22 protein-coding genes are annotated in these 24,786 nt (G+C 65.2%); 13 read left to right on the plus strand and 9 right to left on the minus strand.

The window, feature by feature from the left end; all coding sequences use genetic code 11:
* Positions 1–143: 143 nt before the first annotated feature.
* Entirely contained in the window at positions 144–1,100 is a 957-nt protein-coding gene (locus KBA48_RS05435) for an alpha/beta hydrolase (protein WP_292903987.1), read from the plus strand.
* Between the two features lie 85 nt (positions 1,101–1,185).
* Here the strand turns inward: KBA48_RS05435 and KBA48_RS05440 are convergent, their stop codons facing one another.
* Complete coding sequence (locus tag KBA48_RS05440; protein WP_292903988.1) at positions 1,186–2,751, minus strand: acyl-CoA synthetase; 1,566 nt, start codon at positions 2,749–2,751, stop codon at positions 1,186–1,188.
* Positions 2,752–2,967: 216 nt separating this feature from the next.
* Here KBA48_RS05440 and KBA48_RS05445 point away from each other — a divergent pair, with 216 nt between their 5' ends.
* From KBA48_RS05445 to KBA48_RS05495, 11 genes are all read left to right on the plus strand, one after another.
* Complete coding sequence (locus tag KBA48_RS05445; protein WP_292903989.1) at positions 2,968–4,434, plus strand: aldehyde dehydrogenase; 1,467 nt, start codon at positions 2,968–2,970, stop codon at positions 4,432–4,434.
* The gene (locus KBA48_RS05450; protein ID WP_292903991.1) at positions 4,431–4,865 is read left to right on the plus strand and encodes a GFA family protein; all 435 of its coding nucleotides are present in this window, start codon (positions 4,431–4,433) and stop codon (positions 4,863–4,865) included. The genes KBA48_RS05445 and KBA48_RS05450 overlap by 4 nt, the downstream gene beginning before the upstream one ends.
* Positions 4,865–5,665, plus strand: coding sequence for an SDR family oxidoreductase (locus KBA48_RS05455; protein WP_292903993.1), 801 nt, complete (start codon positions 4,865–4,867; stop codon positions 5,663–5,665). Before KBA48_RS05450 ends, KBA48_RS05455 begins: the two co-directional genes overlap by 1 nt.
* Before the next feature lie 10 nt (positions 5,666–5,675).
* Complete coding sequence (locus KBA48_RS05460) at positions 5,676–6,782, plus strand: NAD(P)-dependent alcohol dehydrogenase (RefSeq protein WP_292903995.1); 1,107 nt, start codon at positions 5,676–5,678, stop codon at positions 6,780–6,782.
* Between the two features lie 114 nt (positions 6,783–6,896).
* Complete coding sequence (locus KBA48_RS05465; protein ID WP_367273811.1) at positions 6,897–7,667, plus strand: SDR family NAD(P)-dependent oxidoreductase; 771 nt, start codon at positions 6,897–6,899, stop codon at positions 7,665–7,667.
* The gene (locus KBA48_RS05470; RefSeq protein ID WP_292903999.1) at positions 7,664–8,839 is read left to right on the plus strand and encodes an acyl-CoA dehydrogenase family protein; all 1,176 of its coding nucleotides are present in this window, start codon (positions 7,664–7,666) and stop codon (positions 8,837–8,839) included. The genes KBA48_RS05465 and KBA48_RS05470 overlap by 4 nt, the downstream gene beginning before the upstream one ends.
* Positions 8,836–9,903, plus strand: a complete 1,068-nt coding sequence (locus tag KBA48_RS05475; protein WP_292904001.1) for a phosphotransferase — start codon at positions 8,836–8,838, stop codon at positions 9,901–9,903. Before KBA48_RS05470 ends, KBA48_RS05475 begins: the two co-directional genes overlap by 4 nt.
* Positions 9,900–10,688, plus strand: a complete 789-nt coding sequence (locus KBA48_RS05480; RefSeq protein WP_292904003.1) for an enoyl-CoA hydratase-related protein — start codon at positions 9,900–9,902, stop codon at positions 10,686–10,688. The genes KBA48_RS05475 and KBA48_RS05480 overlap by 4 nt, the downstream gene beginning before the upstream one ends.
* A gap of 1 nt (position 10,689) precedes the next feature.
* The gene (locus tag KBA48_RS05485) at positions 10,690–11,850 is read left to right on the plus strand and encodes an acetyl-CoA C-acetyltransferase (protein WP_292904005.1); all 1,161 of its coding nucleotides are present in this window, start codon (positions 10,690–10,692) and stop codon (positions 11,848–11,850) included.
* Positions 11,850–12,827 (plus strand): nitronate monooxygenase family protein, encoded by a 978-nt coding sequence (locus KBA48_RS05490; RefSeq protein WP_292904007.1) that lies wholly within the window; start codon positions 11,850–11,852, stop codon positions 12,825–12,827. The genes KBA48_RS05485 and KBA48_RS05490 overlap by 1 nt, the downstream gene beginning before the upstream one ends.
* 11 nt (positions 12,828–12,838) lie before the next feature.
* Positions 12,839–13,618, plus strand: a complete 780-nt coding sequence (locus KBA48_RS05495) for an enoyl-CoA hydratase-related protein (RefSeq protein WP_292904009.1) — start codon at positions 12,839–12,841, stop codon at positions 13,616–13,618.
* 73 nt (positions 13,619–13,691) lie between these two features.
* Here the strand turns inward: KBA48_RS05495 and KBA48_RS05500 are convergent, their stop codons facing one another.
* The 3 genes from KBA48_RS05500 to KBA48_RS05510 are packed head-to-tail and all read right to left on the minus strand — an operon-like array spanning position 13,692 to position 18,067.
* Positions 13,692–14,588 carry an AraC family transcriptional regulator gene (locus KBA48_RS05500; RefSeq protein WP_292904011.1) on the minus strand — a complete coding sequence of 299 codons (897 nt, stop codon included), beginning with the start codon at positions 14,586–14,588 and terminating at the stop codon, positions 13,692–13,694.
* A gap of 20 nt (positions 14,589–14,608) precedes the next feature.
* Positions 14,609–15,841, minus strand: coding sequence for a cytochrome P450 (locus KBA48_RS05505; RefSeq protein ID WP_292904013.1), 1,233 nt, complete (start codon positions 15,839–15,841; stop codon positions 14,609–14,611).
* A gap of 15 nt (positions 15,842–15,856) precedes the next feature.
* Positions 15,857–18,067 (minus strand): TonB-dependent receptor, encoded by a 2,211-nt coding sequence (locus KBA48_RS05510; protein ID WP_292904015.1) that lies wholly within the window; start codon positions 18,065–18,067, stop codon positions 15,857–15,859.
* Between the two features lie 264 nt (positions 18,068–18,331).
* Between KBA48_RS05510 and KBA48_RS05515 the strand changes: the two genes are divergently transcribed.
* Positions 18,332–18,652, plus strand: coding sequence for a 2Fe-2S iron-sulfur cluster-binding protein (locus tag KBA48_RS05515; protein ID WP_292904017.1), 321 nt, complete (start codon positions 18,332–18,334; stop codon positions 18,650–18,652).
* A 112-nt stretch (positions 18,653–18,764) separates the two neighbouring features.
* Here the strand turns inward: KBA48_RS05515 and KBA48_RS05520 are convergent, their stop codons facing one another.
* The 5 genes from KBA48_RS05520 to KBA48_RS05540 form a co-directional block, all read right to left on the minus strand.
* Positions 18,765–20,549 (minus strand): CocE/NonD family hydrolase, encoded by a 1,785-nt coding sequence (locus KBA48_RS05520; protein ID WP_292904019.1) that lies wholly within the window; start codon positions 20,547–20,549, stop codon positions 18,765–18,767.
* 73 nt (positions 20,550–20,622) lie between these two features.
* Positions 20,623–21,501, minus strand: a complete 879-nt coding sequence (locus tag KBA48_RS05525) for an SDR family NAD(P)-dependent oxidoreductase (RefSeq protein WP_292904021.1) — start codon at positions 21,499–21,501, stop codon at positions 20,623–20,625.
* A 52-nt stretch (positions 21,502–21,553) separates the two neighbouring features.
* The gene (locus KBA48_RS05530; RefSeq protein WP_292904023.1) at positions 21,554–22,561 is read right to left on the minus strand and encodes an NADP-dependent oxidoreductase; all 1,008 of its coding nucleotides are present in this window, start codon (positions 22,559–22,561) and stop codon (positions 21,554–21,556) included.
* A 45-nt stretch (positions 22,562–22,606) separates the two neighbouring features.
* The gene (locus tag KBA48_RS05535; protein ID WP_292904025.1) at positions 22,607–23,608 is read right to left on the minus strand and encodes an NADPH:quinone oxidoreductase family protein; all 1,002 of its coding nucleotides are present in this window, start codon (positions 23,606–23,608) and stop codon (positions 22,607–22,609) included.
* Entirely contained in the window at positions 23,608–24,780 is a 1,173-nt protein-coding gene (locus KBA48_RS05540; RefSeq protein ID WP_292904027.1) for an acetyl-CoA C-acyltransferase, read from the minus strand. Before KBA48_RS05540 ends, KBA48_RS05535 begins: the two co-directional genes overlap by 1 nt.
* Positions 24,781–24,786: the final 6 nt, after the last annotated feature.

Raw genomic sequence — 24,786 nt, forward strand, 5'->3', positions numbered from 1 at the left:
CGAGACACCATCGTCCTTCGCCACTGATCATTATGTATGTTGGTGGATTGGGTCAATGAATAATTTACATCATTGTCAATATTGTCGGGCGATGATAGTCAGGCCGGCACCGGACGACGAAACGGGCGGCAGGGAGACCGGCGATGATGGGGACAGTTGCGGCGGCAATGGCGCTGGCGGGCGCCTGGACGGGCGGTCTGGCCCTGTTCACCGGTCTGATCGCGCGGCGTGTGGAACGGGCGCTGCCGGCACAGGGAAGCTTCCTGGACCAGGACGGGGAGCGGCTGCATTATCTGGATGCCGGCAGCGGCCCCGCCCTGGTCATGATCCACGGGCTGAGCGGCCAGATGCGCCATTTCAGCCATGGATTGCTGCCGCTTCTGACCGACCGTTTCCGCCTCATCCTGGTCGATCGGCCGGGTTCCGGCCATTCCACGCGCCCCGCCGGGGCCGATGCCGGGCCGCGCGCCCAGGCGGCCGCCATCGCCGGGCTGATCCGGACGCTGGGTCTTCAGAAGCCGTTACTGGTGGGGCATTCACTGGGCGGGGCGGTGGCGCTGGCCATCGCGCTGGACCATCCGGACTGTGCCGGCGGCCTCGCTCTCATCGCCCCGCTGACCCGTGCGCAGAACCGCGTGCCCGCCTGTTTCAAGGGACTGACCGTCACTTCGCCCTTCATGCGCTGGCTGCTGTCCTGGACGCTGGCCACACCCATGGCCGTGCTTTACCGGGACCGCGTCCTGGATATCGTCTTCGGCCCCGATCCGGTGCCGGCCGATTTCGGCAAGGCGGGCGGCGGCCTTCTGGGCTTGCGCCCTGCCGCCTTCCGCGCGGCGTCCGCCGACCTGATGGCGGCAAAGGCCGGCATGGCAGCGCTGGAGGCACGCTATGGCGACCTGCGGCTGCCCGTCTCCATCCTGTTCGGGCGCGGTGACCGGGTGCTGGACTGGCGCCACCATGGCGAAGCGATGCAGTCCCTGTTGCCGGGAACCCGGCTCACCCTTGTCGATGGCGGCCACATGCTGCCAATGACGGCACCCGCCGAAACCGCCGCCTGGCTGGAGCAAGAATACGGGCGCACCGGGCCGGATTCCGGTTGAAACGGCAACGTCGGCGCGCGGGCGGGGCCACGGGATCGCCCATGGCCCGCCTGAACCGGTGGAGCCGACAGCAAAGCCAATCAGGTCAAGGACAGCGTCGTTCGTCGCCCAGACCGGATGCCCCCGCCTTTTCGGCCATATCCAGATATTCGCGGACAAGCTTGTGCTTCAGTAATTTACCCGTCGGTTCACGCGGAAGGATCGGGCGGAAATGAAAGATGCGGGGCACCTTGACCCCGCCCAGCCGTTCACGCAGGAAAGCCGTCAGCGATGCGGCCAACGTATTTTCATCGGCGGCCGCTTCTGATGGCTGCACCACGGCGACCACCACCTGCCCCATTTCCATGTCGGGCAGGCCGAACACGGCGCAGTCGGCGACGGATGGATGTTCGATCAGGCAGTTTTCGATCTCCTGAGGATAGATATTCACCCCGCCGGAAATGATCATGAAATTCTTGCGGTCGGTCAGGTAGAGATAGCCATCCTCGTCCAGCCGCCCGATATCGCCCAGCGTCGCCCAGCCGCGATGGTCATAGGCGGCGGCGGTCTTAACCGGATCATTGTGATATTCGAACCGGGGTCCGTCCGCGAAATAGACGTTACCAACCTGCCCGACGGGTCGTTCATTGCCGTCATCATCGACGATCTTCACCGTCCCCAGGATCGCCTTGCCGACGGAGCCGGGCTTTGCCAGCCATTCATCGGCCGACAGGGCAGTGATGCCGCATGTCTCGGTCCCTGAATAATATTCGTAGATGACAGGCCCCCACCAATCGATCATCGCCTGCTTGACCGGCACCGGACAAGGGGCCGCCGCATGGATCACGGCACGCATCGACCTGTGGTCATACCGCGCCCGCACCTCCTCCGGCAGGCGCAGCAACCGCACGAAATGCGTCGGCACCCAGGTGGAATGGGTGATGCGGTATCGCTCGATAAGGGCAAGCGCTTCCTCTGCATCGAACCTCTCCATGATGACAACGGTGCCGCCGAACCGGTGTACACTCATCGCCCACCGCAACGGGGCGGCGTGGTAGAGCGGCGAGGTGGAGAGATACACCATGTCCGCGCCCATGCCATAAAGGGTGGCCCCCATGCCGACCAGCGGCGTAGGTTGGTCGATGGCACCGGCGGGCAGCGTCGGCTTCACCCCCTTGGGCCGCCCGGTTGTGCCCGATGAATAGAGCATTTCCGTGCCCGGACTTTCATCCTTGACGGGGGTCACGGGCAGGGCAGCGCAGGCCTCCCCCCAGGATGGCAGGTCGGCCGTACCGGTAAGCGCAAAGGCCTGCACCTGCGGCACGTCCTCGACTGCCGCCGCCGCGACCGGGGCCAGCCTGTCAGACACGCCCAGAACCTTGGCGCCGCAATCGCCCAAGATATAGGCGAGGTCCGCGACGCTGGATTTGGTGGAGATGCTGGTCAAATACAGTCCCGTACGCTGCGCCGCCCAGGCCAGCGGGAACAAAGCCGCCTCATTGTCGATCATCACGGCCAGCACGTCGCCCCGGCGCAGGCCCAGCGCCCGCAGCCGGTGGGCAGCCTGATTGGCCCGCCGGTCCAACTCGTCATAGCGCAGGACCTCTCCGCTATCGGCCATGATGCAGGCGGGTTTGGCCGGCGTGGCCAGGGCGTGATGACGCGGATGCATGGTCGATGGGCCTCCCGGATATTCCCTGGTGCCGGGCAATTGCAACCCGGTTCTGGGGGCCACCTGACCGGAAGGGATGGGGCAAGGCAAGGCAAGCGCAGGAATTGGCAAAAAGCGCGGCAGGCCTGTGTAAAGCCTTTCCGGAACGGTCGCGTTACAACCGTCCGGTGACCAGAGGCCGCCATAAGGCCCGGCATGAGGTCAGGGAGGAAACCGATGACGATGCAGGCTGGCTTTACCGGCCTCCGGCTGCCCGAACGTGTGCTGATGGCGGGGTCCGACCTGCTGCCCGCCCGGAACTGGCTGGATGACGAGGATCCTTGCACGGGCCGCAGCTTCACCGCGATTCCCGTGGCGGACGCGTCCGACGTTGATGCCTTCGTGCAGGCGGCCACCCGGGCGCTGCATGACCCGGCATGGCGCGACCTGACGCCGCTGGCGCGTGAACGGCTGCTGCACCGTTTCGCCGACGCCATCGAGGCCGACTTGGTCACCCTGGCGGCACTGGAAGCGCTGGACACCGGCAAGCCCGTCACCCTGGCCGAGGCTGTCGATATTCCCGCCGCCATCGGCTGGTTGCGCACCTATGCCGGCTGGCCGACGAAGATCGCCGGCCATGCCGCCTCGCTTTCCGCCACGCCGGGCCGGTTCCATGCCTATACGCGGCGGGAGCCGGTGGGTGTGGTCGCCGCCATCACCCCCTGGAACTTCCCCATCGTGCTGTCGATGTGGAAGATCGCCCCGGCCCTGGCGGCCGGCTGCACCATCGTGCTGAAGCCGGCGGCGGAAACGGCTCTTTCCGCCCTGCGCCTGGCGGAAATCGCGCGGGAGGCGGGCCTGCCGCCGGGCGTGTTCTCCGTCGTCACGGGCGATGGGGCCACCGGTGCGGCGCTGGCCACCCATCCCGGCATCGCCAAGGTCGCCTTCACCGGCTCCACCCGGACCGGTCAGGCGATCCTGGCGGCCTCTGTCCCCGATATCAAGCGGGTGACCCTGGAACTGGGCGGCAAGTCTCCCACCATCATTACCGCCGATGCCGACCTGGACCGCGCCATCCCGCAGGCGGCGATGGGCTGTTTCTTCAATTCCGGTCAGGTCTGTTATGCCGGTACGCGGCTGTACGTCCACCGCTCCGTCTATGAACGGGTGCTGGACGGCATCGCCGCCGTCGCCGCCAGCCAGAAGATCGGCCCCAGCGGCGACCGGTCCAGCCAATTGGGCCCCCTGATCAGCCGCCGTCAGCATGAGAAGGTAACCGGCTTCGTGGAACGGGCGCGCGCCGCCGGCATCCATGCCGTCGGCCCCGAGATCCCCGTTCCAGACGAGGGCCATTATTTCGCACCCACCCTGCTGCGCGATGTGCCGCCGGATGCGGAGGTGGCACGGGAGGAGGTGTTCGGCCCCGTGCTGGCCGCCAGTGCCTTTGACGATCTGGACGAGGCCATCGCGCTGGCCAATGACAGCGAATATGGTCTGGCCGCGCACATCTTCACCCGCGATCTGGCCACCGCCCACCATGCGGGTGCGACGCTCCAGGCCGGTACGGTGTTTGTCAATTGCGTGCTGCTGGCCGATCCGTCGCTGCCCTTCGGCGGGATGAAGAAATCCGGCCTGGGGCGGGAGAATGGCGCCGCCGTGCTGGATGCCTATCTGGAACTCAAATCGGTGGTGGTGGCGCTATGACCGATCACACAACCGACGATCCGACCCGTTCCGGCGGCTGTCTGTGTGGCCGGGTCCGCTATCATTTCACCGGCGATCCGCTGATGGTGGCGGCCTGCCATTGCCGGCATTGCCAGCGGCAATCCGGTACCGCCTTTTCCCTGGTCTGCGTGGTGACGGATGACCAGTACCGGCAAACGGGCGAGACCCGTGTCTTTCAAGACAAAGGCGACAGCGGCGCGGCGGTGTACCGCCATTTCTGCGCCCATTGCGGATCGCCCATCCTGTCAGTCGCCGGCATCCTGCCGGGCCTGACCATCATCAAGGCGGGAACACTGGACGATCCGTCCCCCTGGCGGCCCATGGCCGAAGCCTATTGCAACACCGCCCTGCCCTGGCTGCCTGTGCTAGCGGCCGAACGGCACCCGCGCTCCAACATCGGACAGGAATGATGAGCAGACTTTTCCAACTGGACGGCAAGGTCGCCTGGGTCACCGGGGCAGGATCGGGCATCGGTCGGACCGCCGCCCTGACATTGGCCGACCAGGGGGCTGCCCTGGTCGTCAGCGACATCAACCCGGTGGGGTTGGCGGAAACGGCCTCGCTGCTGGGCGACCGCCCCCATCTGATGCTGGCTCATGACGTCACCAGCCAGGAACAATGGACAGACGGTGCCGCACGCATCGGTGAGCGGTTCGACCGGCTGGATATCCTGGTCAATAATGCCGGCATCATGGTGTCCCGGCCCTTTGAACTGTCGCCCCTGGAACTGCTGCAGCGTCAGCAGCGGATCAATGTCGACAGCGTCTATATCGGTATGCAGACGGCCCTGCCGCTGATGCGCCAGGCGATGGCAGCGGGGGCTGCGGGGGCTTCCATCATCAATATCGCCTCGGTCTATGGCATGGTCGCCGGCGCGCAGTTCGCCGCCTACAGCGCCACCAAGGGGGCCGTCCGGGCGCTGTCGCGCGCCGTGGCCTTTGAACTGGCCAGGACCGGCATCCGGGTCAATTGCGTCCTGCCGGGACCGGTGCAGACCAACCTGGGCGCCGACTGGGAACCGCCGAAGGGCCCGGATGGCGCCCCGATCCCGCCGGATGTGGCGCTGGCGGCCTGGGCGGCGATGATCCCGATGGGCCGGCTGGGACAGGCGCAGGACATCGCCCCGCTGATCGCCTTCCTGGCCAGCGACAATGCCGCCTTCATCACCGGCGCGGAATTCGTCGCCGATGGTGGCTACACCGTTGCCTGAGGATCCGCCCATGCACATCACAGCAGCCGTCACCCCTGCCCCGCAATCGGATTTCAGGCTGCAGCGCGTGCGGATGGAACCGCCGCGCGGCAAGGAAGTGCGGGTCCGCATCGCCGGTGTCGGCCTTTGCCATACCGACCTCGTCGCCCGCGACCAGTTGATCCCCATCCCGCTTCCCGCCGTGCTGGGCCATGAAGGGGCCGGCGTGGTGGAGGCGGTGGGGGAAGAGGTCACCAAGGTGAGGCCGGGTGATACGGTCGTGCTGGGCTTCCACAGTTGCGGCAGCTGCGCCCGCTGTCGCCAGGATCTGCCATCCTATTGCCGCGACTTCCCCATGCTGAACTATCTGGGTACAAGGCCCGATGGCAGCAGCGGCCTTAGCCAGGAAGATGGCAGCCCGCTTTCCGCGCATTTCTTCGGCCAGTCCAGCTTTGCCAGCCACGCCCTGGCCCATGAACGCAATGTCGTGAAGGTGGATGCAACCGGCCTGCGGTTGGAACTGCTGGGCCCCCTTGGCTGTGGCTTCCAGACGGGGGCCGGCGGGGTCATGCGCTCGCTGGCCTGCCATCCGGGCAGCAGCATCGCCATTTTCGGTGCCGGGCCGGTGGGGCTGGCCGCCGTGATGGGTGCCGTGATCCAGCAATGCGCCACCATCATCCTGGTGGAACCCGTGGCCGCCCGGCGGCAGATAGCGCTGGAACTGGGGGCGACGCATGTCATCGATCCCGCCTCCGGCGATGTCACCGCCGCCATCCGCACCATCCTGCCCGACGGGGTGGATTACGGGTTTGAGACCAGCGGGCGGGAAGATGTGGTCGCCGCCGCCCTGGCGGCGCTGGCCAGCCATGGCCTGCTGGGTCTGGTGGGCGTGCCGCCCCGGCTGGACAGCACCCTTTCCATCAACCTCGTCTCCCTGATCACCTATGGCCATCGCATCATCGGCATCATCGAGGGTGACAGCGATCCCGACCGGTTCATCCCGGAACTGATCGCCCTGTATCGCCAGGGCCGCTTCCCCTTTGACCGGCTGATCCAAACCTTCCCGCTTTCCGACATCAACGAGGCGGTAGCCACGCAGCATCGCGGCGGCTGCATCAAGGCCGTGCTGCTGCCCTGACTATTCGCTGTTCCCTCAGGCGCCGGGCGGGCGCATCCGCGCCCTTGGCTTACGCGACCATGTGGTCGCGGGCCGGCGGTCGCCGGCCTCATGCAACCCTCCAGTCAAGGAACCATCAACGTGCAGATCATCGGACAGGCCGCCATCGTCACGGGCGGTGCATCGGGCCTGGGCGGCGGCACCGCCGCGCGGCTAGCCAGGGCCGGGGCCAGGGTTACCATCTTCGACCTGAACGCCGAGTTGGGGACTGCCCATGCCGCCGCCATTGGCGGGCATTTCATCAAGGTCGATGTCACCGACGAAGCAGCGGTTGAGGCGGCACTTGCCGAGGCAGAGGGGCTGCACGGCAAGGCCCGCATCCTGGTCAATTGCGCCGGCATCGGCCCGCCGGCCAAGGTGATCGGCCGCGACGGCAAGGCCATCCCCCTGGCCGATTTCACGAAAATCGTGAATATCAACCTGAATGGCAGTTTCAACGTGCTGTCGAAATTTGCCGCCCGCCTTCATGATGCCGACACGGTGGGGCCAGAGGAACGCGGCGTCATCATCAATACCGCTTCGGTCGCCGCCTATGACGGCCAGATCGGTCAGGCCGCCTATTCGGCATCCAAGGGCGCCATCGTCGGCATGACCCTGCCCATCGCGCGCGAATTCGCCCGCTATGGCATCCGCGTGATGACCATTGCCCCCGGCATCTTCTGGACCCCGCTGCTGGCCACGCTGCCGGCCGACGCACAGGCATCGCTGGGCAAACAGGTGCCTTTCCCCTCGCGCCTGGGTCAGCCGGACGAATATGCGCAACTGGTGGAAAGCATCGTCAGCAACCCGATGCTGAACGGCGAGACCATCCGCCTGGACGGCGCCATCCGGATGGCCCCGAAATGAGCGGCGTCGGCATGGAGAAAACGCTGGAAATCGCCGCGCGGGTGGAACGTTTCGTGCGTGAAATCGTCGCCCCCTATGAACAGGATACGCGGCGCGATCACCACGACTGTCCCACCGAGGAACTGGTGGCGGACCTGAAGGACAAGGCGCGGGCAGCCGGTGTGCTGACCCCGCATATCCTGCCCGACGGCAGCCACCTGTCGCAGCGGGAAACCGCCATCGTGCTGGCCCGTACAGGCCTGTCGCCCCTGGGGCCGCTGGCCTGCAACACGGCCGCCCCGGACGAAGGCAACATGTATCTTCTGGGCAAGGTGGGCAGCCCGGAGATCAAGAAACGGTTCCTGGAACCGTTGATCCAGGGCCGGGCGCGCTCCGCCTTCTTCATGACCGAACCGGCAGAAGATGACGGGGCCGGCTCCGACCCGTCGATGATGCGCACCACCTGCCGGCCCGACGGCAATCATTGGGTCATTGATGGGCGCAAGGCCTTCATCACGGGGGCCCACGGGGCGCAGATCGGCATCGTCATGGCCAAGGCCGAGCAGGGTGCTTGCATGTTCCTGGTCGACCTGCCCGACCCCGCGATCCGCATCGAGCGTGTGCCCAACACCATCGACAGTTCCATGCCCGGCGGCCATGCCGTAGTGCGTATCGAAGGCCTGCGCGTACCCGCCGACCAGATGCTGGGCAATCCCGGTGAAGGTTTTACCCTGGCCCAGGTCCGCCTCTCACCCGCCCGCCTGTCCCATTGTATGCGCTGGCTGGGTGCCTGCATCCGCGCCAACGAAATCGCCACCGATTATGCCAACCGCCGCCATGCCTTTGGCAAGCTGCTGATCGAGCATGAAGGGGTGGGCTTCCAACTGGCCGACAATCTGATCGACCTGAAACAGGCCGAACTGATGATCGACTGGTGCGCCAGCGTGCTGGACACGGGCTCCCTGGGTGTCGCCGAAAGCTCCATGGCCAAGGTCGCCGTATCGGAAGCGCTGATGCGCGTGGCCGATCGCTGTGTGCAGGTGATGGGCGGGTCAGGCCTCACTGGCGACAGCATCGTGGAACAGGTGTTCCGCGAGGTCCGCGCCTTCCGCATCTATGACGGCCCGACGGAAGTGCATAAATGGAGCCTGGCCAAGAAGGTCCGCCGCGACTGGAAGGCGGGGCAATCATGAACGCGCTGGGGCAGGATGCCAATGCCGGCACCACGGCGGTACGCGAGGGGTTGCGCTTCGATGAGCAGGCCCTGGCCGGATGGCTGAGTACGCATGTAGATGGGTTCAAGGGCCCCTTGCGGGTGGAACAGTTCAAGGGCGGGCAGTCCAACCCGACCTACAAGCTGGTGACGCCCGGTCGTAGCTATGTCATGCGGCGCAAGCCGCCCGGCCCCCTGCTGAAAGGTGCGCACGCGGTGGAGCGGGAGGCCCGCGTTCTGACCGCCCTCGGCCGCGCCGATTTCCCGGTCCCCCATGTGCATGGGCTGTGTACCGACGACACCATCATCGGCAGTTGGTTCTATGTGATGGAGATGGTGGAAGGCCGCATCTTCTGGGATGCCACCTTCCCCGGTTTGGACCGGGCCGAACGCCCTGCCTATTTCGATGCCATGAACGACACCATGGCCCGGCTGCACCGGCTGGATGCCGATGCGCTGGGGCTGGGCGATTACGGCAGGGCCGGCAACTACTTCGAACGCCAGATCGCCCGCTGGTCGCGCCAGTATCAGGAGGATACCGACGCCGGCCGCAACCCCGATATGGACATGCTGGTGGAGCGGTTGCCGGCGCTGATCCCGGCCGGAGAGGAAAGCGCCATCGTCCATGGCGATTTCCGCTGCGACAACATGATCTTCCACCCCACCGAACCGCGCGTGGTGGCCGTGCTGGACTGGGAATTGTCGACCCTGGGCCACCCGCTGGCTGATTTCGCCTATCACGCCATGATGTACCAGATGCCGCCCGACATCGTGGCCGGGCTGGCCGGCGCCGATCTGGCGGCGCTGAACATTCCGGTCGAGGCGGATTATGTGCAGGCCTATTGCCGGCGCACGGGCCGCAGCGACATCCCGTCCTGGGATTTCTATGTGGCGTTCAATTTCTTCCGACTGGCCGCCATCTTCCACGGCATCAAAGGCCGCGTCGCGCGGGGCACTGCATCATCGGCCCATGCCCGTGAACGCGCCACCAGCTTTCCGCGTCTGGCGTCCCTGGCCCGCCAGTCATTGGAGAAGTGCCGATGACCGACATGCCCTTGCTGTTCACGATCAACGGGGCCGTCGCCACCCTGACCCTGAACCGCCCCGCTGCCGGCAATGCCATCAACCTGCCGCTGGCCCAGGCGCTGCTGACGGCATCCATCCGTTGCGACCAGGACGAGAGCATCCGCTGCGTCGTGCTGACGGGGGCCGGGCGGTTGTTCTGCGCCGGTGGCGACCTGTCCGCCTTTGCGGCGGCGGGGGATCAGGTGCCGGCCTTCCTCAGCGAGCTGGCGGGCACGCTGCATATGGCCATCAGCCGGTTGCAGCGCATGGCAAAGCCGCTGCTGGTGCTGGTCAATGGGCCGGCGGCGGGCGCGGGCCTGTCGCTGTCGCTGATCGGCGATATCGTCATCGCCGCCCGCTCCGCCCATTTCACCGCCGCCTATGGCAGCGTCGGCCTGTCGCCCGATGGCGGCATGTCCTGGCTGCTGCCCCGGCTGGTGGGGATGCGCCGCGCGCAGCAGATGATCATCGCCAATCAGCGCATATCGGCGCAGGAAGCCGCTTCCATCGGGTTGGTCACCAGCATGGTGGAGGATGCCGATCTGGCCAGCGCCGGCGATGAAGCCGCCCGTACCCTGGCCGCCGCCCCCACCCTGGCCGTCGGTGCCGCCCGCAACCTGCTGCTGGACAGTTTCGACGGGCCGCTGGAGGCCCATCTGGACCGCGAGACTCGCCGCATCGCTGCATCCGGCGCCACCCATGATTGCCGCGAGGGCGTCGCCGCCTATCTCGCGCGCCGCAAACCCGATTTCACAGGAGATTGAGATGGCAGAGGCTTACATCGTCGAAGCCGTGCGCACCGCCGGCGGCCGCCGCAATGGCAAGCTGGCCGGCTGGCATCCGGCCGATATGGCGGGTGAGGTGCTGAACGCCATCCTGGACCGGTCCGGACTGGACCCGGCGGTGGTGGAGGATGTGATCCTGGGCTGCGTCACCCAGGCCGGTGAGCAGTCTTTCGCGTTCGCCCGCAACGCCGTGCTGGCCTCCAAACTGCCGCAGAGCGTGCCGGCCGTAACCATCGACCGGCAATGCGGCTCCTCCCAGCAGGCGGTGCAGTTCGCGGCCCAGGCCGTGATGTCGGGCACGCAGGATATCGTCATCGCCGCCGGGGCGGAGAGCATGACGCGCGTGCCCATGTTCACCAACATGTCGCTGCATGAGAAGGAAGGCATCGGCACCGGTCCCGTCAGCCCGCGCATCCGGGAACGGTTCGGGGTAAAGGCCTTCAGCCAGTTCCAGGGCGCAGAGATGATCGCCCGCAAATATGGTTTCGACCGGGAGAACCTGGACCGGTTCGCGCTGGAAAGCCACCGCCGCGCCGCCGCCGCCGCCAAGGCCGGCGCCTTCGAGCTGGAGATTGTGCCCCTGTCCGTGGATGGCGTGCCGCATAGGGTGGATGAAGGCATCCGTTTTGATGCCAGCCTGGAGGGCATCGCGTCGGTGAAGCTGTTGCAGGAAGGCGGCGTGATCTCCGCCGCCAATGCCAGCCAGGTCTGCGACGGGGCCTCGGCCGCCCTGGTGGTCAGCGAACGCGCCCTGCGGCAGCATAATTTGACCCCCATCGCCCATATCGTGAACATGACGGTGACGGCAGGCGATCCGGTGATCATGCTGGAGGAGCCAATCCCCGCAACAAGGCGCGCCCTGCAACGTGCCGGCCTGTCAATCGACGATATCGACCTTTACGAGGTGAACGAGGCGTTCGCACCCGTGCCGCTGGCCTGGACGCAGGCGCTGGGCGCCGATCCGGATCGCCTCAACGTCAATGGCGGAGCCATCGCGCTGGGCCACCCGCTGGGCGCCAGCGGCACCAAGCTGATGGCCACGCTGATCCATGCGCTGCGAGCGCGTGGCCTGCGCTATGGGCTGCAGACCATGTGCGAGGGGGGCGGCATCGCCAATGTCACGATCCTGGAGGCGCTGTGATGGCCATCCGCACCCGCATCACGGAACTGCTGGGCATCGAACATCCCATCGTGCAGGGCGGCATGATGTGGGTGGGGCGGGCCGAGCTGGCCGCCGCCGTGTCCAATGCCGGCGGCCTGGGCATCCTGACCGCCCTGACCCAGCCCACGCCCGACGATCTGCGGCGGGAGATCGACCGCTGCCGGGCGATGACCGACAAGCCGTTCGGCGTAAACCTGACCATCTTGCCGTCCGTCAACCCGCCGCCCTATGCCGAATATCGCCGCGCCATCATCGACAGCGGGGTGCGCATCGTGGAGACGGCGGGGCACAAGCCGCAGGAACATGTCGAGGATTTCAAGGCCCACGGCATCACCGTCCTGCATAAATGCACGGCCGTGCGCCATGCCCTGTCGGCCGAGCGCATGGGCGTGGACGCCATCTCCATCGACGGGTTCGAATGTGCCGGCCATCCCGGAGAGGATGACATCCCCGGTCTGATCCTGATCCCTGCCGCCGCCGACAAGGTGCGCGTGCCGATGATCGCCAGCGGCGGCTTCGGCGACGGGCGCGGGCTGGCGGCAGCCCTGGCGCTGGGGGCCGACGGCGTCAATATGGGCACCCGCTTCTGCGCGACCGTGGAAGCGCCCATCCATGAGGCGGTGAAGCAATTCATCGTGGCCAATGACGAACGCGCCACCCGCCTGATTTTCCGCAAATTCCACAATACCGGCCGCGTCGCCCGCAACAGCGTGTCAGATCAGGTGGTGGAAATCTCCAACCGCCCCGACGCGATGTTCGAAGACATCCGGCATCTGGTGTCGGGTGCCAAGGGGCGGCGGGCACTGGAAACGGGTGACCTGGATGCCGGCCTGATCTGGGCCGGACAAGTCCAGGGCTTGATCCACGACATCCCCACCTGCGCCGACCTGCTGACCCGCATCGTGGGCGAGGCGGAAACCATCATCCGTGGCCGGCTGGCCGCCCTGGTCCATTGAAAAGGCCCGTGATGAACGACGATCGCTATGTGAAGGTCGACCGCGACGGCGCCCTGACCATCATCACCCTGAACCGCCCGGAAGCGCACAACGCCTTGAATGCCGCCGCGCATGAGGAGCTGCAGGCGGTGTTCGACGGGTTTGCCGCCGATCCGCAACAATGGGTCGCCATCATCACCGGTGCCGGCGAAAAGGCCTTTTGCGCCGGCCATGACCTGAAACAGCAGGCCTCCGGCGGCGGGCTGGTCACGCCGCCCACTGGCTTCGGTGGGCTGACCGGCCGGTTCGACCTGACCAAGCCGGTGATCGCAGCGGTGAACGGCGTCGCCATGGGCGGTGGCTTCGAACTGGCGCTGGCCTGCGACATCATCGTGGCCCATACGAAGGCCGTGTTCGCCCTGCCGGAACCCAGGGTCGGGCTGGCGGCCCTGGCCGGTGGATTGCAGCGCCTGCCGCGCCAGATCGGGCTGAAGCACGCCATGGGCATGATGCTGACCGGCCGCCGCGTCACCGCCGGCGAGGGCCAGACGCTTGGCTTCGTCAACGAGGTCACGGATGGCGACGTGCTGATGGCCGCCCGGCGCTGGGCTGCCGACATCCTGGCCTGTAGCCCCCTGTCCGTCCGCGCGACAAAGGAAGCCATCCTGCGCGGCCTGACGGTTTCAACCGAACAGGGGATGCGGGAGGAATGGGATTATCCCGCCATGAAAACCATGCTGGCGTCGGCCGATGCCATCGAAGGCCCCGCCGCCTTTGCCGAAAAGCGCCCGCCGCGCTGGATCGGGCAGTAAAATCCCCCCAAACTGAAACCGGCGGCAGGGATGCCCTGCCGCCGGCTCCTTTTCCATCCATTGAAACAAGCGGTTATTGCAACGTCGCCGACCCTTTGTTGCGACGATAGGCGCTGGGCGTGCGGCCCGTCGCCTGACGGAAGATGCGGGTGAAATGGCTCTGGCTGGCGAAACCCAGCGTATCGGACAATTCGCCCAATCCCAGATCGGTCTGCACCAGCAATTGCTGCGCCCGTTCCAGGCGCACCCGCATGACGAACTGATGCGGGCTCTCCCCCGTCGCCTTCTTGAAGACGCGGCAGAAATGCGATGATGTCAGCCCCGCACGGGCCGCCAGATCCTCCAGCGAATGGTCCGCACCCGGATTGCGCTGGATGGAATTGATGACGTTATGCACGCGATAGGCTGAGCAATCGGCCGTGGGAATGGCTTCCGCCGGGCGCTGGCGCGAGCCATAGGTGACATGGGCCTTCAGCGCTGCCAGCAGCGTATCGATATAGATCGCCCGCTCCGGCGTCCGCTCCTCATAGCATTCGGCCAGCAATTGCTGCGTCAGCGCCGTGCCCAGGGGATCGGAGAAAGCAAAACGCATGCGCTTGGCCTTGTCCAGGCCGGGGGTGCCCTGAATGGCCGCCATATCCGGGCTGAAGGTCACGACATCCAGTTCACCATCAACCAGCCAGCGCGTCGGCTGGCCGCCCGGTACGATGGTGGCCTGACTGGGGGCGGAAAAGCTCTCGCTCCACCCCCCCTGCATCCAGGTCCGCACGCGCGGCTTGCCGGCGATATGGACAACAAACAGCGGTGTCGGCAGGGCCGGCAGGTCATAGCTGCCGACAAACTGCCGCCACCGTGCCAGACACCATCCGTCACCCGGCTGCTGGAGGACCATGTCGGGTCCCCTGCCCAGATGATCGGCAATGATGGTTTCGGCAGTCAATCCCCTGCTCTGGCTTCTATTCTGGTTCATCAGGCACCTCCCTGCCACCATCAGGACAGCAGTATAACGTTAAGGTCCTTCAGCCCATTGATAAAGTTCGATCTGAAACGTTTCGGTTTGCTAACAATTTCGAACCCCGAGACCCGGCGGGCCAAATGTTCGAAGGCAACCCGCAACTGCATCTCCGCCAGCCGGAACCCCAGACAGGAATGCTGCCCCGTACCGAAACCCAGATGACGGATATTGCTGCGTGTAATGTCAAAACGGTCCGGGTCGGCGAATTCGCTTTCGTCACGGTTGGCGGCAGAGAACCAGGTGACGACCTTGTCACCCTTGGCGATCTTCTGGCCACCGATCTCCGTGTCCGCCATGGCGGTGCGACGCATATGCATCACCGGCGTGGCATAGCGCACCATCTCCCGCACCGCCGTCTTCATCAGGCCGGGGTCGGCCCGCAGGCGCCGCCATTCCTCCGGAAACTGTGCGAAGGCGGCGATGGTATGCGAGAGGGAGTTGCGCGTCGTCTCGTTGCCGCCCACCAGAACCAGGATCAGGTTACCGACAAAATCCGCCTCGCTGACGGGCGCATCGCCGACCTTGGCATTGGCCAGAAGAGAGGCGACATCTTTGCCGGGCCGGGCGCGACGATCGACGAACAGCTCATGGGCAAAGGCCAGGAACTCCCCCATCGTGGCGGCCAGCGCCTCCGGCGATTGCCGGAAATCGGGGTCATCCTCCCCCACGAAGGCGTTGGTCCAGTGATAGAGCTGCTTCCACATCTCGCCGGGCAGGTTCAGCAGTTCGGCCAGTGTCAGCAGCGGCAGCGGCGCCGACAGCAGGGGGACCATATCCACCGGACTGTCATTGGGGATCTGGTCCAGCAGGTCGGACACACGTTTGTTGATCCGCGCCTCGATATCCTCCAGCCGGTTCGGCGTCAGGCTGGGCATCAGGGCACGGCGGTACTGGGTGCTGACGGGCGGGTCCTGGGAAATGAAGGGGGTGCCGATGGCGGCCTCCCCCGAATTGGTCAGGCCCACCTCATTCTCGTTGAAGATCCGGTGCCCGCCATTCTCCCGCGCAGAGGAGAACAGGTCGGGCTTGCCCAGGACGCTCACGATATCGTTGTAGCGGGTGACAGCCCAGAAGCCGGCACCATCCGCCTCCGGATTCCAATGGACGGGGGATTCGCGGCGTAACCGGGCAAATGTCGTGTGCGGTACGCCTTCGACATACAGGTCGGGGTCCTTCAGGTCGGGAAATCCGTTACCGATATGGCCCATGGTATGTCTCCTGGATCAGAAGCTGTAACGCAAGGCGGCGCCGTAGGTGCGCGGCGACTTGGGCACCAGGAAGGGATAGGGGAAGCCCGCCCCCCGCAGATCCAGCCCGTAGCCATAGGCTTTGGTATTGAACAGGTTGTTGGCGAATACCGACAGGCGCAGGGCGTCACGCTCCCAGGCCAGGCTGGCATTCACCATGGTGTAACCACTCTGCTGCAATTCCTGGTTCGCCTGCGTGGCCAACGGATTGACGTCGTTGAAGGGCGAGAACCACTGCCGGCTGAAATAGCTGGCCGTTGGGCTGAACGTGATCGCACCGCCGCCCAGTTCCGCAATCTGCCGGTCAAAACCCAACTGTGCCGTGACCTTCGGCGCGAAGGGCAGTTCGTTGCCGCTGAGATCGACGCCTTGCAGGGTCAGTTCCTTGTACTGCGTATCCAGCAGGCCCATGGAACCGTTGACGGACAAGGTGCCGCTGACCCGCAGGTTGAACTCTGCCTCCGCCCCCAGCACCCGGGATTTGGGGGCATTGACCAGGATGTTGGTGGGGCCGGGCTGCAGATCCTGAACCTGCTGATTGCGGTAATCATAATAGAACAGGGCGCCGGACAGGCTCAGCCGGTTATCCAGATAGCGGCCCTTGGCACCGATCTCGTAGGCGTTCACCTTTTCCGGATCGACATAATTGATGCCTTTGGAGGAGGTGTAGCTGCCGCCATTGAAGGCACCGGACCGATAGCCGCGATTATAGCTGACATAAAGCAGCGTACCGCCGTCGAATTCATAGCTGAGCGCCACACGGCCGGTCAGCGCGCTGCCGTCACCATCCAGGTTGAAAAGGGCATTGGGATTATAGGCGCAGGTGCCCGCCGCCCCAGCGCATGGCACCGTTGTAGCCAGGGGGCTGGGTGTGCCGCGGAAATTCCCCGCAAACAGATAGGCGACGCCATCCTCATAGCTGGACTTGTCCCAGGTGTAGCGGGCGCCCACGGTCAGGGTCAGCGGATCGGACAGGTCGTAATCCACCTGGCTGAACAAGGCCTTGGACTTGCGCACCTGCTTGTAATGCTGGAAGAAGCCGCCATCGACACCCGGTCCGAGCATGGAGGCGATATTGAACAGGTTGTCGGTTTCAACCGTGTCGCGGCCATAGAAGCCACCTGCCACCAGCGTGTAATTGTCGCCACCATAATTGGCGCGCAGTTCCTGGTTGAACTGCTTATAGTCGGACTGCCAGTTGATATTCAGCACGACCTGCGGCGACCCGTCGGATGCCTGCTGCAAATCCTGCTTGCCGCCATCAAGGGAGGTGATGGAGGTGATGCTGAGGCTGTCGGAGACATTCCAGGCGATGTTGGCGGACGTGCCCCAGGCATCCGTCTTGTTATCGCCGATACTGTCCTCATTCACTTCGAAGAAGCCCAGCCCCTGCCGATAGGGCAACAGGCCATGGACGGCGGCCTGCGTGCCCCGGTCGCGGCCGGCATAGGCCTTGAGATTGATATCGACATCCCCGTCACCGGGCACGACGCGCAGGCTGAACCGGCCCTGCAGGGTGTCGGTGCTGTTGGGATCGCGACCACCGGGATAGACATTCTTGATCTGGCCGTCGCCCTTCTTGTAGTTCACGGCGGCCCGCACACCGACATGATCCTCTGCCAGCGTTGCCTCCGCCGCGCCGTGGGCCGTCAGCGTATTGAAATTGCCGTATCCGATCTCCGCATAGCCGTCATTGCCGTTCAGGCGCGGGCTTCGGGTGATGAAGTTGATGGCACCGCCCGTGGTGTTGCGGCCGAATAGCGTGCCCTGCGGACCGCGCAACACCTCCACCCGTTCCAGGTCGAACAGGCCCATGCCATGGCTGGTGCGGTTGGCCAGATAGACGTCGTTGATATAGACGCCGATGGGCGATGCCTGGTTCGAGTTATATTCGTTGGCCACGCTGATACCACGCAGCGCAAAGTTGGGCTGGGTATTGCCATAGGGGCTGTTGACCTGCAGGTTCGGCACAGCCATGGCCAGATCGGCGGAGTTGGTCACCCCCTTTTCCGTCAGCGCATCGCCGGTAAAGGCGGAAATGGCAAGCGGAACGTCGGTGATTGCCTGTTCGCGGCGCTGGGCCGTGACGATAATTTCATCCAGGATCGGGGTTTCTGCGGTCTGCGCCAGGGCAACAGCCGGCATCACCAGCGCAATGGCGCTGGCGCTCATTTTGATAAAGCGCATGTATCCTCCCTAAGGCCGCCGCTGTCGCATCGGGGGGCGGCTGTCATTCTTGCCAGGCGGGCTCACCCGCATCAGGTGCCCTTATGCTAGATCGGCTGGCACTTGGTTTGGAATGCGCAATATCGCGGTTTTTGGCACGGTTCTGCGGTCGGTTTAGACAAAACCTGCCCTCCCCTTGTCTGCCCGTTCCGAACCGGCAATCACGTCATCATGAAGGTGCCCGCGGCACCATCCCAACGACGCGATAGCGAAGAGGAACAGCCCATGCCCATCATCACCGTCATCAGCCGGGCCGGCGAGGAACGGCAGGTCGCGGCCGAGATCGGCAGGACATTGATGCAGGTGGTCCGCGACGATAGCGGATTTGAAGACCTCGTCGCCATGTGCGGCGGCTGTCTATCCTGCGCCACATGTCATGTCCATGTGGAAGGTGCGGCCGAAGGGGTGTTGCCGCCGCTCGGCCCGGACGAAGATGACCTGCTAACGGGATCACCCGGCCGAAGCGCCAGTTCCAGGCTGTCCTGTCAGGTTCCGATTACCGAGAAGCTGGAGGGTATCAGGGTGCGGATTGCCGACGAAGGCTGACACCGCCGACGCCAGCGCGTTGACCGTGATCCAGTCCGCCTTCCCCACGGTGAAGAAGACCTCGACCCGACGCCCCGGAAGACGCCTTTGGGGCCCTGGGCTGCGGGAGGGGTCATTGCCGCGACGGAATGATCGGTAGGAGCACGCGTGACGGGTGGTCTGGATCGTGGAGCACGTGCTGACGGGCGATCCTGGCGTCCACCAGGGTACCGTTCCATTCGTCCCAGATGTTGAGGTTCCGCGCCCAGCGCGGGAAACAACTGCTCGTGATGTCGAGCTGCAAGCGATGACCTGCCCGAAAGAGGTTGCTGGTCGGAAGCAGTTCGATCCGCATCAGGTAAGGTCTTCCGGGTTCCAGCGGCGCCGAGGCCTTGAAACCCGACGGGTCATCGCGATAGCGCGCGCGCAGAATGCCATCGGTGACCAGGCGCGCCGTGCCGTCGGGATGCACGTCCACCAGACGTGCAACGAAATCGGTGTCGACGACGTCGGTCACGATCCACAATTCCACGACCACGGTGCCGGTGACCTCGACAGCCTGCTCCAAAGCCGCAGATCGATAAACAAGGACGTCCTCCCGTTCCTCCAGCAGGCGTTGATCACTTCCGCCGGGTACGCAAGTGACGCCAAAGGTGGCGCCGCCCCGCGTCGGAACGGGATTGGCGGGATCGTAGAGAAAGCCGTCGGCAGGGCCGGGGCGTGCAGCGGGAAGAAGCACGCCATCGCCTGACACGGAATTGGCGCGGCCCTCGCTGGAAAGATACCAGGGCGTCACGACCGTCCGCGCAATCGGCCACTCCCATTCGTCGCGCCACCCTTCCGCGCCCATCACCCAGATCTTGACCGGGGCGATGTCCTCATTGCCAGCATCCAGCGCATCGAAATAGCAGGCCGCCAGCCCCATATGACCGAAGGGATTGAGCGCCTGGATTGCGGCCGATCCGGGCGAAATGCGTTCCCCCGTCATTTTGCCTTGCGGATGGTGCGCCCAGGGACCAACGATCAAGCGGCTTTGCTCCCTTGCCGGCCTGCTGCCGCCCCGGGTGCGGATACCGACAAATTGATCGATCGAGGCCCTGATGAACACGTCATACCATCCGGCCACAATCAAGGCCGGGACCGTGACATTTGCATAGTCGTTTGCCCGTGTGGCGGCGGCGACAGTCGGGCCTTCATCATTTTCGGTCAGCAAATCGAAAAACTGTGCGCCCATCGCACTGCCGGCCACCGGTTGGAACCGACTGAGCGGGAGGCTGTCATAACCATTCTCCCGGGCAAGGGCCACAAGCGACGCACTCGCTTCGGCCACAGCCTCCCGCATGAGCGCCGGAGATTCCCATTCACGGTGCATCAGGGCTTCCACCCCCATCATCGTCCACCAATAGCCGTTCAATTCAAGTTCCAGAACCCCGCCGCTATAGAGGAACGAGCGCCGGAATGGCCCGACGGAGACGATCGGATTGATTGCCCGGAGGGATGGAGGCTGCTCGGCGGCAGCGGCCCATTGCACGAAGCCCAGATAGGATGGGCCGCTCATGAAAACCTTGCCGTTGGCATAGGGAAGGTTTGCCGCCCATTCCACGGCTTCCGCGCCATCCGCGCCTTCGTGGATCCAGGGACGGAAATCCGCCCCGCCATCAGATGCGCCCCGGCCCCGCACATCCTGGATGATCGTGACATAGCCATGGCGTGCGCCATGGGTCAGATCGGTCGTAAAGCCGGGCGCGAGGGCTTTACCGTAAGGTGTCCGTGCCAGGATCACCGGCCATCGCCCTTCACCCGACGGCCGCGCCACATCCGCCCTGAGGATCGTCCCGTCGCTCAGGCGACAGGGGACGTCATAGTGAATGATCACCTCCAAGGGCGGGGCGGCCGGAAGAGAGGACGGCGCATTCATGGTCAACTCCTGAAACACTCAGCCGACATTGCCCGCTCCCGGGCATGGTCGAAGCGACGCCCGACCGCCTTCTTCACGACAGTCCGGCAATCTCGAAACGGTGCTGTTCCGGGCCGGAGGCGGGTACATGCTCGCCCTCGCGGCAGGCAATTTCGGCAAGGCTGGCCAGGACGGCGGACGCGGGGTCCGTTTCGTCGCGAAGATAGACGCCGCGTGTCATGCTGACATGCGCCTGGGCGAAGCGGCCGGCACCGGCCAGAAGGATCGTCCGCGTGGGCGCATCGTCCGCGCACAGCGCGACCACGGCCGGGCTCACCCTTTCGCTGTCCAGCCGCGCCAGGTCGTCATTTGCGTAGAGGCCGCTGGTCATGCCCGTGGCGGCGCTGGGTGCCAGGCAGTTGACCCGGATATTGTGACGCTGTCCCTCGATCGCCAGCGTCTGCATCAGGCCGACCAGCCCCATTTTGGCGGCGCTGTAATTCGCCTGCCCGAAATTGCCGTAGAGGCCCGAGGATGAGGTGGTGAAGACGATCCGGCCATAACCACGCTCGCGCATCCCGTTCCAGACGGCGTGGGTGCAATGGACCGATCCCATCAGGTTAACGTCAAGCACGGTACGGAAATCCTGGAGCGTCGCCTTTGCGAACGTCCGGTCGCGCAGGATGCCCGCATTGTTGACGAGCAGGTCGACAGGGCCCAATCGCGCCTGCACATCGGCTATCATCGCCTGCACGGCATCCGGATCAGCCACGTCGGCCGGGCAGGCGATCGCGCGCCCGCCAGAATCCACGATCTCCTGCGCCACTTGCTCCGCATGGGCGCGCGACAGGTCGTTCACCGCCACGACTGCACCGTATCGCGCCAGCGCATGGGCATGGGTACGTCCCAATCCCTGGCCGGCGCCGGTGACGAGCGCGACCCGCGATTGAAGAGCAATTTGCGATGCTGACATAATCCAATCCTTGTTGTCGCGGAACTGGGGCCCGCGAGAGACGAGCGTGTCGTCAAAGACGAATGAGTGGTTTGCCGGTGAAGCCTCCGGCGAAGAGGTCTTCGATCGCCTGCGGCACACAATCCAGGCCGTCGCGAACGGTTTGCAGAGGTGTGAAGGTGCCAGCTTCGATCCATGACCACATCTGGTCGCGGAAGTGCCCAAGGCCATCCAGGTGATCAGTAAAGGGCAGATAGCCCTGGACCCGGATCCGCTGTGTCACGATGCGGTTGAGATTGTGCATCGTGTCGGAAGCGCGTTCCTGGCTGTAACTGCTGATCATGCCGCTCAGCGCGAAGCGGGCATGGGGCCTGGCCAGGGCCAGGGCGGCGTCCAGATGCGCGCCACCGACATTGTCGATATAGATGTCGATGCCTTCCGGTGCGGCGGCGGCCAGCTTGTCGACAAGAGAGCCCGACGACTTATAGTCGATGGCCGCATCGGCGCCCAGTTCGCGCAGCAGACGGCCTTTGGCAGCGCCACCCGCGGACCCGATGACCCGCAGGCCCAGCGCTTTCCCGATCTGGATGGCGGTGCTTCCGACCGCGCCGGCCCCACCCGAAACAAACAAGGTCTCGCCCGGTTGCGGCTTGCCGATTTCAACCAGACCGACATAGGCGGTGTAGCCGGTCGAGCCCAGGGCATTCAGATAATGTTCGGGTGCCGGCCCCGGCCTGGGCAATTTCTCGAATGCCGACGCCGGCCCCTGGCCAAAGTCGCGCAACCCATATTGATGGATGACCAGATCCCCTTGCGACAATGTCGCCGCATTCGAAGCCACGACTTCGCCGATGGCCCAGCCGCCCATGGGCATTCCAAGATCGTAAGGCGGAAGATAGCCCCGGGTTTCCGCCGACATCCGCACGCGCATGGCTGGGCCAACGGTCAGCCAGAGGTTGCGCACCCGCACCGCGCCCTCGTCGAGCGGCGGATCGGCAAATTCGTGCAGCGCGAAATGGTCGCGCAGCGGCAGGCGCTCTGGACGTGCGCTCAGCGTCCATGCCCGGGTCTTCATCACCATTGCCAAACTCCGCGTTCAAAAAAGGGAATGTATCGGCGCCTGTCATCAAGCCCCGATGGTCACGACGACCTTGCCGATGGCCGAGCGGCTCGCCAGACGTGCGATCGCTTCACCGCCACGCGCCAGCGGGTAGACCTTGTCGATGCGGGGCCGGATGCGTCCTTCGACCCACCAATCGATCAGTTGCCGGGTATTGCGCCGGTTCCCCTCTGGATCGCGCTGGGCAAAGCCACCCCAGAATATGCCGCGAATGTCGCAGGATTTCAGGAGCGGCAGATTGAGGGGGAGGCTTGGGATGCCAGCGGGAAAGCCGATCACCAGATAACGCCCCTCCCATGCGATGGACCGGAGCGCAGGCTCGGCATAGTCACCGCCGACGGGGTCGTAAATGACGTCGGCCCCCTGCGGACCGACCGCTTGCTTGAAGCGACCGGCAAGGGCACGCGCCTGTTCCCGGTCGAATGGACCCTCGCCATAGATCATCAATTCATCGGCGCCGACTGCGCGCGCAATCCGGGTCTTGTCCTCACTGGAAACGGCGGCGATCACGCGTGCGCCCATCACCTTGCCGATCTCGATCGCCGCCAGGCCAACCCCGCCTGCCGCACCCAGAACCAGAAGCGTCTCACCCTTCCGAAGCTGACCTCGATCGGCAAGGGCATGCAATGCGGTCGCATAAGTCAGGATCAGGGCTGCCCCTTCGACCGGGTCCTGCCCGTCGGGGATGGGGAACGCGTCCCCGGCATTCACCACCGCATAATCAGCCAGGCCGCCACTCGACAAGGTGGAGATGAGGTGCATGCCCGCCGTCCAGCCCGTCACGCCTTCGCCCACCGCATCGACGATGCCGGAAATCTCAACCCCGGGAGCGAATGGCCGCTGGGGCTTGAACTGATACTTGTCCTCGATGACCAGCACATCGGGATAGTTGATCGAACAGGTCCGCACGCGCACGCGCAACTCGCCCGGCCCTGGCTGCGGCATCGAAACCTCGCGGAGCGTCAGGGTTTCCGGGCCGCCGGGCTCGATCGAAAGCAGCGCCTTCATCACAGCACCTCGAACAGCCCTGCGGCCCCCATGCCGCCGCCCACGCACATGGTGACAACGACATAGCGAACGCCGCGCCGGCGGCCCTCGATCAGGGCATGGGCGGCCAGGCGGGTTCCCGACATGCCATAGGGATGGCCGACGGATATCGCGCCGCCATTGACGTTGAGGCGATCGTCGGGGATATCCAGCCGATCCTGACAATAAAGGACCTGAACGGCGAAGGCCTCGTTCAACTCCCACAGCCCGATATCGGCGACCGAGAGGCCGAAGCGCCGTAGCAGTTTCGGAACGGCGAACACCGGACCGATTCCCATCTCGTCGGGCTCCGTGCCCGCGACGGCCATGCCCAGATATCGGCCAAGCGGCTGAAGGCCCCGCTCGGCCGCCAGGCGCGCGTCCATCAGGACGACCGCTGCCGCGCCGTCTGATAACTGGCTGGCGTTCCCGGCCGTGATGGTGCCGCCCTCGATCACGGGTTTGAGCGCGGCCAATCCTTCGGCGCTGGTCTCCGGACGCGCGCCCTCGTCCCGGTCAATCGTCACGAAGCGCGAAGATGATGTGCCGGTCGCCTTGTCGTGAACCAGCATGCGTGCCTTGACCGGCACGATTTCATCGTCGAACGCAGCACTTTGCTGTCCGGCGGCGGTTCGCTGCTGCGACCGCAGCGCATAGGCATCCTGCCGCTCCCGGCCGATGCCGTAACGCCGCGCAACGGTTTCGGCGGTCTGCAGCATCGGCATGAACATCGCCGGCACCATCTCGACCAGCTCGGGATCCTCGTCGATCCGCAGGTCCGGGGTCTGGACCAGCGAGATCGATTCAACGCCGCCGGCGACCACGACCTGCATCCGGTCGACCATGATCTGCTTTGCCGCCGTCGCTATCGTCATCAATCCGGAGGCGCATTGGCGGTCGAGCGACATGCCCGCCACCGTGACGGGCAGGCCCGCGCGCATCGCCGCCGTCCGGCCGATGGTGGATTGGTAGCCCTGCTGCATCGACGCGCCCATCAGGACGTCGTCAATCTCCGCCGGGTCGATACCGGCGCGCGCGACGGCCGCGCGGATCGCATGCGCGGCCAGGGTGGGGGAGGGCGTGGCGTTGAAAGCACCACGATAGGCCTTTCCGATCGGCGTGCGGGCAACGGAAACAATGACGGCGTCCTGCATTCTCAT

It is taken from the genome of Niveispirillum sp. (assembly GCF_017996735.1).
Taxonomy (GTDB): domain Bacteria; phylum Pseudomonadota; class Alphaproteobacteria; order Azospirillales; family Azospirillaceae; genus Niveispirillum.

Bases quoted from the DNA above. Each gene is read 5' to 3' on its own strand.
- KBA48_RS05490 (WP_292904007.1), top strand. From the start codon at position 11,850: ATGGCCATCCGCACCCGCATCACGGAACTGCTGGGCATCGAACATCCC.
- KBA48_RS05540 (WP_292904027.1), bottom strand. From the start codon at position 24,780: ATGCAGGACGCCGTCATTGTTTCCGTTGCCCGCACGCCGATCGGAAAG.
- KBA48_RS05505 (WP_292904013.1), bottom strand. From the start codon at position 15,841: ATGGGCCATATCGGTAACGGATTTCCCGACCTGAAGGACCCCGACCTG.
- KBA48_RS05445 (WP_292903989.1), top strand. From the start codon at position 2,968: ATGACGATGCAGGCTGGCTTTACCGGCCTCCGGCTGCCCGAACGTGTG.
- KBA48_RS05475 (WP_292904001.1), top strand. From the start codon at position 8,836: ATGAACGCGCTGGGGCAGGATGCCAATGCCGGCACCACGGCGGTACGC.
- KBA48_RS05440 (WP_292903988.1), bottom strand. From the start codon at position 2,751: ATGCATCCGCGTCATCACGCCCTGGCCACGCCGGCCAAACCCGCCTGC.
- KBA48_RS05535 (WP_292904025.1), bottom strand. From the start codon at position 23,608: ATGAAGGCGCTGCTTTCGATCGAGCCCGGCGGCCCGGAAACCCTGACG.
- KBA48_RS05530 (WP_292904023.1), bottom strand. From the start codon at position 22,561: ATGGTGATGAAGACCCGGGCATGGACGCTGAGCGCACGTCCAGAGCGC.
- KBA48_RS05525 (WP_292904021.1), bottom strand. From the start codon at position 21,501: ATGTCAGCATCGCAAATTGCTCTTCAATCGCGGGTCGCGCTCGTCACC.
- KBA48_RS05470 (WP_292903999.1), top strand. From the start codon at position 7,664: ATGAGCGGCGTCGGCATGGAGAAAACGCTGGAAATCGCCGCGCGGGTG.
- KBA48_RS05500 (WP_292904011.1), bottom strand. From the start codon at position 14,588: ATGAACCAGAATAGAAGCCAGAGCAGGGGATTGACTGCCGAAACCATC.
- KBA48_RS05480 (WP_292904003.1), top strand. From the start codon at position 9,900: ATGACCGACATGCCCTTGCTGTTCACGATCAACGGGGCCGTCGCCACC.
- KBA48_RS05435 (WP_292903987.1), top strand. From the start codon at position 144: ATGATGGGGACAGTTGCGGCGGCAATGGCGCTGGCGGGCGCCTGGACG.
- KBA48_RS05460 (WP_292903995.1), top strand. From the start codon at position 5,676: ATGCACATCACAGCAGCCGTCACCCCTGCCCCGCAATCGGATTTCAGG.
- KBA48_RS05485 (WP_292904005.1), top strand. From the start codon at position 10,690: ATGGCAGAGGCTTACATCGTCGAAGCCGTGCGCACCGCCGGCGGCCGC.
- KBA48_RS05515 (WP_292904017.1), top strand. From the start codon at position 18,332: ATGCCCATCATCACCGTCATCAGCCGGGCCGGCGAGGAACGGCAGGTC.
- KBA48_RS05520 (WP_292904019.1), bottom strand. From the start codon at position 20,549: ATGAATGCGCCGTCCTCTCTTCCGGCCGCCCCGCCCTTGGAGGTGATC.
- KBA48_RS05495 (WP_292904009.1), top strand. From the start codon at position 12,839: ATGAACGACGATCGCTATGTGAAGGTCGACCGCGACGGCGCCCTGACC.
- KBA48_RS05510 (WP_292904015.1), bottom strand. From the start codon at position 18,067: ATGCGCTTTATCAAAATGAGCGCCAGCGCCATTGCGCTGGTGATGCCG.
- KBA48_RS05455 (WP_292903993.1), top strand. From the start codon at position 4,865: ATGAGCAGACTTTTCCAACTGGACGGCAAGGTCGCCTGGGTCACCGGG.
- KBA48_RS05450 (WP_292903991.1), top strand. From the start codon at position 4,431: ATGACCGATCACACAACCGACGATCCGACCCGTTCCGGCGGCTGTCTG.